Origin of the sequence: Brunnivagina elsteri CCALA 953, from assembly GCF_002289455.1 — a bacterium.
Taxonomy (GTDB): Bacteria; Cyanobacteriota; Cyanobacteriia; order Cyanobacteriales; family Nostocaceae; genus Brunnivagina; species Brunnivagina elsteri.
Window position 1 is genome coordinate 1 of sequence record NZ_NTFS01000481.1, and the last position, 4,489, is coordinate 4,489.

At 36.7% G+C, this 4,489-nt stretch carries 5 protein-coding genes; 2 read left to right on the top strand and 3 right to left on the bottom strand.

Going from position 1 to position 4,489, the window contains the following annotated elements:
* Nucleotides 1-653 (top strand): M15 family metallopeptidase (locus CK510_RS26790; protein ID WP_143289456.1); only part of this gene is annotated, 653 nt, incomplete at its 5' end.
* Between the two features lie 7 nt (nt 654-660).
* Here the strand turns inward: CK510_RS26790 and CK510_RS26795 are convergent.
* Nucleotides 661-2,289, bottom strand: a complete 1,629-nt coding sequence (locus CK510_RS26795) for a cyclic peptide export ABC transporter (RefSeq protein WP_095724562.1) — start codon at nt 2,287-2,289, stop codon at nt 661-663.
* Nucleotides 2,290-2,319: 30 nt separating this feature from the next.
* Nucleotides 2,320-2,967 (bottom strand): class I SAM-dependent methyltransferase, encoded by a 648-nt coding sequence (locus CK510_RS26800; protein ID WP_095724563.1) that lies wholly within the window; start codon nt 2,965-2,967, stop codon nt 2,320-2,322.
* Between the two features lie 315 nt (nt 2,968-3,282).
* Between CK510_RS26800 and hpxZ the strand changes: the two genes are divergently transcribed.
* Nucleotides 3,283-3,669, top strand: coding sequence for an oxalurate catabolism protein HpxZ (hpxZ, locus tag CK510_RS26805; protein ID WP_095724564.1), 387 nt, complete (start codon nt 3,283-3,285; stop codon nt 3,667-3,669).
* A 286-nt stretch (nt 3,670-3,955) separates the two neighbouring features.
* On the opposite strand, the gene CK510_RS26810 is transcribed toward hpxZ, so the two are convergent.
* Entirely contained in the window at nt 3,956-4,219 is a 264-nt protein-coding gene (locus CK510_RS26810; protein ID WP_095724565.1) for a hypothetical protein, read from the bottom strand.
* Nucleotides 4,220-4,489 lie beyond the last annotated feature (270 nt).

Genomic DNA, 4,489 nt, shown 5'->3' on the forward strand with positions numbered 1-4,489 from the left:
CATCCGAAGAAACTAGTTTAAGCACTCAATCACCAAATTCAAATAGTTCTCCAACTCCCAATCAAAATCATCCAAATGTAAATAAACAAGAAATTAATCCATCCCAACTTGTCGATATTCAATCAATTAACCGTGAAATTATTTTAGATATTAAATATGCTACAAATAATAACTTTTTAAAACAAAAAGTCTATCCTGAACCAAGGTGTGTATTGCGATATGGTACAGCTAAAAAATTAGCACAAATTCAAGAAAATCTAAAGCAGAAAAAATTAGGTTTAAAAGTATATGATTGCTACAGACCACTATCTGTACAAAGGCAAATGTGGAAAGTAGTACCAGATGAGAATTATGTGGCAAATCCCACACAAGGTTCCCGTCACAATCGTGGTGCTGCCGTCGATTTGACCCTTGTTGATGGTAATGGTCAGGAATTAGAAATGCCAAGTCAATTTGACGAATTTAGCGGCAAATCACGCCGTAGTTATAATGGTGGCACTGTGCGATCGCGCCAAAATCGTCAGTTACTCGAAGATGCAATGAAACAACAAGGTTTTACAGGATTAGTAACCGAATGGTGGCATTTTGATGCAGCTGGATGGGAAGTTTACCCCGTTACCGATGTACCTTTTAATAAGATTGCCCAGAATTAGAATTTACTTACGAAAAATCATGATTTCGCTTGTCATATTCTATCTGCCCATAATCCAATTTAATCACGCGATCGGCAATAGGGAAATAATGGTCGTCGTGACTAATCACTAAAACAGTTTTTCCCTGCTTTTTAAGATTCATGAGAATTTGTTTGTAAAAAATCTCTCTAAAAATTGGGTCTTGATCGGATGCCCATTCATCAAATAAATAAATGGGACGATTCTCTAAATATGCTGCTAGTAAAGCAAGTCTCTTTTTTTGCCCTTGTGAAAGTGATATTGTCGATAATTTCTGATGTTTAATCTCAACCTTATCATCAAGCTTTAACTGCTGTAAATATTCCTGTGCTTGCTGCTTGGAAAAATTATTACTGATTCCAGAGAGTCTTTCAAACAAGTAATAATCGGAAAAAACGGCTGAGAAATGTTGACGATACCATTCTCTATTATCATTAGTAATTACCTTCTTATTCAACCGAATTCTTCCTGATTCAGGTACATATAAACCTGTAATTAATTTGGCAAGTGTTGATTTACCACTACCATTACCACCAACAATAAATATTATTTCCCCTTGACTAAAACTTAAATCTAATGGACCTAAAGTAAATTTACTATCTTCTTTTTCTCCTCTGTATGTATGAGTAACTTGCTGTAATTCTAGTTGATGCCAGTTTTGGTTAATCGGATGTAAAATCAGCGTATTATCTTCGGTTTGTGCTGCTAATTCTAAACCAAGACTTTCAATTTTTTGTAAGGCAACATTAGCCTTTGCCAGTTGTTGTAATTTATCTAAAATACTTTGCATTGGCAGCATCATGTACGTCAAAGTCAATACAAATCCTGCTAGCACAGATGAATTAATAGTAAGAATTTGTGGAACTACAAAAAGTATCAACCCAACTAAGACAAAAAATAATAAATTTCCCCAACCTGTCGAAATTGAATATGTAAAAAGCGCAGCGGCATTTTGGTTACGGGATTTTGCCGCACTATTCTGTAAATCTTCGCTGAAGAAATCTTGCCGACGGATAGCATTTAATTTTAATTCTTTGATGCCATCAGTAATTGCTCGAAAGTGCTTGAATAAATTATCTTGTTCATCCCGTGCTAATGTTAAAAAATAATCGGCGCGACTAATTAATAATTGGACACTACCAACTCCTATCATCAAAAAGCCGATAGTAAAGGCAAAAGCTGCACCCGATAGCCACAGCAAATAAACCAAACAACCAACAATGACAGCAATATCGACACAGATAAATGGAATTGCGTAAACTGTATTTGATAATGTTGTCACATCCTCAGTCAGGGTTGCTAAAAGTTTACTAGCACCAAGTTCCTCAAGATGACGCAATGGTGAAAACAGAATTCCTTGACTCAATCGCAACCGCAAACGATAAACAGCATTTTGCGAAAGCTTAATCAGGAGAACTTGGGAGATAATACCACTAACTAAAACGATTAACGCCAAAGTTGGAAATTGCCATGCTAAATCCTCAGTAGAATTACCGCTAATTGCACTGTTTATTAATGCAATTAACCTCGCAGAAGTTCCACCACTGATTAAACCCGTGAGAATTGCGATCGCAACTTGTAATGAAGAAGCCCGCAACAATAGCCAAATTAAGTTCATTTATTATACTGAATACTGCAATGAATGGTCTTAGTTTGGTTTGAATCCAACCAACAACCCTAACTCCAGCCATTTCCAGTAACAATCAACATCTATATAGCCAAGTTCACGCAACCAATTTAGTTGGGTTTCTACATCTAAAAGCTTGTTAGATGGGTCTTCTGGCTGATTTTCGATTCCGATTGCCTTCCGAAAATATGCGTGTACAGTAGGTGTCGGAGATGCTACATGTTCTAGGTTGCAAAAGACTCCACCAGGTTCGAGTAAGTCAAAAATTTCAGTGTAAAGTGTTTTTTTGCGTGTGTGAATTAAATGATGGATGGCGAAACTGGATACCACTACATCAAAACGACCATTTTTTGATAACGAAGTAGGTAATGGATCATCTAAATTATGAGCAACTACCTCTGTTGTTGTATCCTCAGCAAATCGCTTTCTTGCAGCTTCCAGCATGGTTGGAGAAAAATCAACAGCTATACTTTCAACTTTCGGTCGTTCAATCTTTAATAAAGACAGCAATCGACCATCCCCTGTTCCCAAGTCAAGAATACGCTTTACATTTTTCGGTACTAGTTCTAAAAGTACAGCTTCACCCTCAGTACGATGGGGGATAGAATCTGCAAAAGCTAAGTAGTTTAAAGCATGGTCGGCAGATGTCCATAGATTAATATAATTCATTGGAAACTGTTACAACCACAACTTTTTTTTACCGTAACAAATAAAATTAATAAATGATTTTTTCGGACAAATTTCTTATCAAGAACATAAATTTTGTAAAATAGGAGACATTTTTACATTCTGTTGAATTTAATATTCAAGAAAACTGTTCAATTTCCGGTTTTGCGAGGAATCACGTTGATTATCTTTAAATACACAGTTATGACGGTATTACTGATAGTATGGGCACAGCACTTTCATATTCCTACAAACATTTATTTATACTTTACAGTCGTGTATATAACAAGTAATTAATGATGGAATGGAGATGTAGTAATGAATACTGTGAATAATCCTGCGGTGGTAGCAGAGTTGACCAATTTGTACATGAAATATGAGGATGCACTTTGCAATAATAAATTAGAAATTCTCGATGAATTATTTTGGAATGCACCGGAAGTTGTCAGGTTTGGAGTCACGGAAAATTTGTATGGTGGTGATGAAATTCGTAATTTTCGCGCTTCCCGAACTGATTTTAAAATCCATCGCAACATTTATAATCTCAAAGTGGTTACATTTAGCAACGATTCTGCATCGGTAACGTTAGAATTTCGTCGGATTATCAATGGAGTCGAGCGTCAGGGTAGACAAAGCCAGATGTGGCATCATTTCTCTGAAGGATGGAAAATTGTTTCAGCCCATGTTTCGTTGTTGCCTATTTAAGTTTGGTTTATTTAATATTTGAATTAAATGGAACTTTTCCGAAATCATTAGCGTCTCGGTTGTTGTATTGGTGATGATGGCAACTCTTCTATAGTCAACTTATTATAATTAGCCTTGGGACTTATACCCAGTACAAACCCAGTCAACTATCTTATGTGGCTGGGTTTTTGGCTTGTATTGCTGGGGAAAAGGTGAAATAAAAATAAAAATAAAAATAAAATTAGGGTTAACAACCGTTAACCCCTACGGGAGATTATTAAAGACAGGGAATATATCCAAAATCCGTTTATCCTGCTTGAAGGTTAGCTTGTTCTTGCAACCAGGAGTCTACAGGTTGTCCATCTTTACGACGCAGTTCAATTTCCACAGCAATAACCGATTTAGAACCGGGAGGTGCTGGTTTTTGATTAAAAATCACGTCATAATCCATTGGATTATGTCCCTTTTCCTTGAGCCAATCATGGACTTTTGTAGTTGCAAACAGCGATTGCCCTTGTTCAAACATTCGCGTAATTTGCATTTGTAGGGAGTAGGGATTTAAACGACCCATATTTTACCGCCTTTGCGATCGCACTTTGTAGGTGTTCGTCCTTTCATGTCTGGTTTTTTAAAGAAACGTAAAATAAAAAATACAATTTTGAGTGAAAAAAATTAAGTAATAAGCCGAGCTTAATCCAATCATGCATATCACACCTCAAGCTTATACCAATTCTATATGAGGCTGCATATTATTTGACCCCTCCATACCTCCCCTACCCTGCGGGAACGCGGTAGACGCTGAGTCGCAAAGCGACACGCTGCGCGTAGCTTGCTTCCACGG